This window comes from Streptomyces sp. NPDC005494 (genome assembly GCF_042872025.1).
GTDB lineage: Bacteria > Actinomycetota > Actinomycetes > Streptomycetales > Streptomycetaceae > Streptomyces.
Window position 1 is genome coordinate 51,769 of the sequence record NZ_JBIAJR010000002.1, and the last position, 4,951, is coordinate 56,719.

Annotated in this window: 3 protein-coding genes; all 3 read left to right on the plus strand. The window is 69.0% G+C overall.

Going from position 1 to position 4,951, the window contains the following annotated elements:
• The first annotated feature begins 91 nt into the window (after nt 1-91).
• Complete coding sequence (locus ACFYQ6_RS06220; protein ID WP_388761031.1) at nt 92-3,853, plus strand: AAWKG family protein; 3,762 nt, start codon at nt 92-94, stop codon at nt 3,851-3,853.
• A gap of 184 nt (nt 3,854-4,037) precedes the next feature.
• Complete coding sequence (locus ACFYQ6_RS06225) at nt 4,038-4,496, plus strand: YbaB/EbfC family nucleoid-associated protein (protein ID WP_361573321.1); 459 nt, start codon at nt 4,038-4,040, stop codon at nt 4,494-4,496.
• 2 nt (nt 4,497-4,498) lie between these two features.
• Complete coding sequence (locus ACFYQ6_RS06230; RefSeq protein ID WP_361573319.1) at nt 4,499-4,870, plus strand: hypothetical protein; 372 nt, start codon at nt 4,499-4,501, stop codon at nt 4,868-4,870.
• The last annotated feature ends 81 nt before the right edge of the window (nt 4,871-4,951 follow it).

Consider the following 4,951-nt stretch of genomic DNA (forward strand, 5'->3'; position numbering starts at 1 on the left):
GAAGCCCGGCGGCCCCGGACCACCCGGAAGTACCACCGCACGAGACAGCCGTCTGCCGACACGGCCGACAACCGACCAGAAAGGGCGCCCGGTGGCCGATCGGTACGATCCCAACTCCGTCGCCAACCTCGACAAGTTCGACAACGCGGGCGACCCGTCGACCGACACCTGGGCCACCCTGGTCACCCACATCACCGGCTATCCGGTTCCGGACCGCAGTACCGTCTTCGACACCCTGCGCTCCGACCACGGCGGCAAGCTCTTCCGGATGGACATCAAGGAGCGCAGCCTCGGCCTGCTCGTCAAGGACTCCGGATTCCTGACGAACAAGGGCGAGGACTACGACATCTGGTTCTTCGACAGCGGCAAGAAGCGCTCGATCATGCAGGCCCGGATCGTCTTCGAGGGCCGCGTGAAAGCCGGTGAGGAGATCATCTTCGCCGGCCCGGGCTCGGACAGCGTCCACGACGCCCAGGTCCGTGAGGGCAACGAGTTCACGGACTACAACAAGGACAAGATGAGCACCATCCCGCTCGCCCGGTACATGAACGGGCCGCGGGCAGCGCTTCTCGGGCTGCTGGGAGGCAACACGCAGGACGCCCGGTTCAGCAACCTCGGCGTGCCGGGAGCCGACGTCGTCGACCTCACGTCCTTCGACAGCACAGGCCAGTCGTTCGACTTCGCCGCGAAGTTCTTCAAGGACCACGCGACCGTCCTGAAGGACTGGGAGGACAGATTCGGCCGGGAGGACGCGAGCTGGAAAGGCGAGGCGGCGGAGGTCTTCCGCAGCCTGCTGAAGAAGATCCGCGAGAACTACGACAGTTACGTCGAGACCTTCAACTCCTCGGTGGGCACCGGAGACGAGACCGGCACGGGAAACACGGTCTACTCGCGTGCCCTGTCCCTGGGCCGTACCTACCTCGAGGACGCGGCGGGCAAGCTGCTGGACGCGTGGCTGGCCTGGGCCAAATCCTCGTACTACGACCCTCACCAGGTTCTGCGCTACGTCCTGGACGACCTCGCCCAGTGGGTGGACGCGAACAACGTGGCCAAGACGGACATCACCTCGTACACCACCCGCTACAACACGACGGTCAGCCACAGCCCGCAGGGCGGGTTCTCCCAGGTCCACCCCGAGTACGGCGACCTCGCCGACATCGCGAACTGGGCGAAGGTCGGCGACAAGGCGGTCAAGATCTGGACCCAGGGCGTCGACGAGTACCTGGGCAAGCCCGCGGCCCAGGTGCAGTCGGCTCTGAACAACCACTTCCTCGAGCTGGGGGCGGACTTCTCCGACAACGTGCCCAAGCCCAAGTCGACAGGCACGGCTTCGGAGGAGTACCAGGAGAAGAAGGCCGAGGAGGAGAAGGAGGAGATCAACCGGCAGAACGAGGAGAACCGCAAGTACCAGGACGAGTTGCGCGCGGAGCAGGAGCGTCAGCGCGAGGAGGACAGGAAGTACCAGGACGAGCTGCGCGAGGAGCAGAACAAGCAGCGCGAGGAGGACAAGAAGTACCAGGACGAGCTGCGCGAGGAGCAGCGCAAGGAGCAGGAGGAGGCCAAGAAGCTCCAGGCGGATCTGCGGAACGAGCAGAACCAGCAGCGCGACGAGGACAAGAAGTACCAGGACGAGCTGCGCGAGGAACAGCGGAAGGAGCAGGAGGAGGCCAAGCGCGAGGCGGAGGAGCAGCAGAAGGCCGTGGAGGAGAGCCTCGGCGGACTCAACGATCCCAACGCGACCGGCGGACAGAATCTGGGCAACCTCGACGACCTGCTGAACGAGAACCTCCCCGTCACCGAGAGCCTCGGCCTCGGAGACGCGAACAACCCGGTCACCACGAGCCTCGACGGGCTGGGCGACGTGAACAGCACGGGCGGGGACGGGGACCAGCAGTTGCCGACGCCGGCCCCGGTCAGCCAGAACCTGGGCAACCTCGGCGGGCTCAACAACGGTCCGGCCGGGGCGAACCGGGCCGCCGACGAGGCGAACCGGGCGATCACCCAGGACCTCGGGAACCTCGGCGACCTGAACGGTGGTGCCGGTGGCTCCTTGGAGACGCCGACCGGTGGGAGCACCCAGCTCGGTGAGGGTGGCCTGACGACGGACTTCGCGGACGGGAGCAGCAGTACGTTCGATCCGGACAGCGGGGTGGTCACCACCACGCATCCGGACGGGAGTGTCACGACGCAGGATCTGGGCGGCGGTGCCCGGTTGACGAATCCGGACGGGTCGGTCACCTCGCTCGGTGAGGACGGCAAGCTGACCACCACGTTCCCCGACGGTACGAAGCAGGTCGTCGACCCGGCGACGGGCCAGGCCACGACCGTCGATCCGGACGGCACCACCACGACGCAGAACCTGGGGAGCCTCGGGGGCCTGAACGGTCAGAACGGTCTCGGCGACCTGGGGAATCTCGGCGACCTCGGCGACATCAACGCCGAACTGCCGACGGTGTCGACAGGTGACCTCGGCGACCTGAACGGTGGTGCCGGTGGCTCCTTGGAGACGCCGACCGGTGGGAGCACCCAGCTCGGTGAGGGTGGCCTGACGACGGACTTCGCGGACGGGAGCAGCAGTACGTTCGATCCGGACAGCGGGGTGGTCACCACCACGCATCCGGACGGGAGTGTCACGACGCAGGATCTGGGCGGCGGTGCCCGGTTGACGAATCCGGACGGGTCGGTCACCTCGCTCGGTGAGGACGGCAAGCTGACCACCACGTTCCCCGACGGTACGAAGCAGGTCGTCGACCCGGCGACGGGCCAGGCCACGACCGTCGATCCGGACGGCACCACCACGACGCAGAACCTGGGGAGCCTCGGGGGCCTGAACGGCCAGAACGGTCTCGGCGACCTGGGGAATCTCGGCGACCTCGGGAGCCTGGACACCGGCGTCTCCGGCCTGGAGACCCCGACCGGCGGGAACACCGCGCTGGTCGGCGACGACTTCGCCACCACGTTCGCGGACGGCAGCAAGGGCGTGTTCGACCCGGAGAGCGGCATGTTCACCAGCACCGCCCCTGATGGCACCACCGTGCAGACCGATCTCACCCACGGAGCGCGGGTGACCAACCCCGACGGCTCCACCACCTTCCTGGACAACGGCCGGCTGAGCACCACGTTCCCCGACGGCACCACTCAGGTCATCGACCCGGAGACCGGCATCGCCACCGTCACCGACCCGCAGGGCAGGACGGAGACGGTCGACCTGAACCGCCTCAACACATCGAGCGGTCAAGGCGGTTCGGGGATCCTCGACGGGCTCGGCGGTCTGGGCGGCCTGAACGGCACCGGCGGTGGCACCGGTGGCGGCACCACCAGCCAGGACGTGCCGTTCTCCGAGCTGGGAATCGGCGGCGGACAGCCGGGCGCCGGAACGTCGGGCGGTGACTTCTCCGGGGCGAGCACTCTCTCCACGGACGGTGTGGGTTCGGTCGCCCCCCTCTCGGACAGCCCCACCGGCGCGGGCAGCCCGGTGACCGCGGCCGCCACGGCCGGCGCGCCCGGCTCCCCGGGCATGCCCGGAAGCCCCGGCATGCCGATGGGCGGGGGCATGGGCGGGATGGGCGGGGGTGGTGAGAAGGGCAACGGCGAGCGCGTGCGTGCCGTCCTCGTCGACGCCGCGGAGGAGAGCGAACGCCGCAACCGCCGCCGGCGCAGTCCGTGGAACCGCCAGGAGGACAGCGACACCTTCCTCGCCCCGGCCTCCCGGGTGGCGACCACCGGCGGCGACTCCCCGGAGGAGGAGGCGGAGCCGCGCCGCAGGGCCACCAGCTCGGCCGACTACCTGGAGGAGGACGCGGACGTGTGGGGCACGGAGGAGGGCGGTACCCCGGCCGTCATCGGCCGGTGACCACCACACGGCCACCGCGCGGACTCCGCGTGGAGAAGAGGCGCACCCAGGCCCCGGCTTCCGCCCTGGAAGCCGCACCAGGCATGATCAAAAGCGTAGTTGAGGGACCGGTGACCGGAGCCGGACGCGTGGACGTCCGGACGCGCGCACGCACGGAAAGACTGACGGAGAGAGGGGAGCGGCCGTGACGGAACCGCTGGAGAAGCGCCTGGAGAAGGCCATGGCCGAACTCCAGGCCGCCCAGGAGGCGGTCGCGCGTACCGAGCGCGAGCTGCGGTCGGCGTCGTTCAGCGCGCTCTCCTCCGACCGGTCGGTCCGTGCCACGGCCGGCCCGCAGGGTGAGCTGAGCGCGATCGAGTTCCTGGAGAACAAGTACCGCGACATGTCCCCGCAGGAGCTGGCGGCCTGCGTTCTGGAGGCGGCGAGCGCCGCGCGCCTCAAGATGCACCGGCACGTGATGAAGGCGATGGAGCCCTTCACCGAGCCCAGCAGCAACGTGCCGGAGCTGAAGGGCTTCGAGTTGGACTGGGAGCGCATCTTCGGTCCCGAGGTGCTCCGCGAGGACGCCGACGACACGGCACGCGGGAGTGAGAAGACCGCCCCCGCCTGGCGGGATGCGCTCGGCGAAGAGGGAGAGGACTGACGATGGGACAGCGGTACTACGCGGACCCGCAGCGCATCGAGGCCCTGGCGCGCCAGCTGGAGGAGATCGGCACCCTGACCAGGAGCATGACCGAGGAGTTCCTGGACGAGCTGGCCCCCACGGTGAACTGGCCGGGTACCGAAGGAGAGTTCGCCGAGAAGGCCAAGCCGCAGGAGCAGAAGGAACGGCAGACCACCAAGGACACCATGATGTCCATCCGCGATGCGCTGGTGGGGATCACCGATGCCACGGTCAGCCAGGTCCGGATGATGAAGGACACCCGCGACCACAACATCGAGAACGTCGAGCAGGGCACCAGCCGCATCGACACCGACGGATTCGACGGCGGCCCGGGCGGGCATGGCCGTCGCTGACCTCCGCACCGCCGGCCGCTCCCGCGCTCTGCCGGGAGCGGCCACCCCGCGCTGCCCTCGCGTCCTCCAGGGCGGCTTCCG

Bases quoted from the DNA above. Each gene is read 5' to 3' on its own strand.
- ACFYQ6_RS06230 (WP_361573319.1), top strand. From the start codon at position 4,499: ATGGGACAGCGGTACTACGCGGACCCGCAGCGCATCGAGGCCCTGGCG.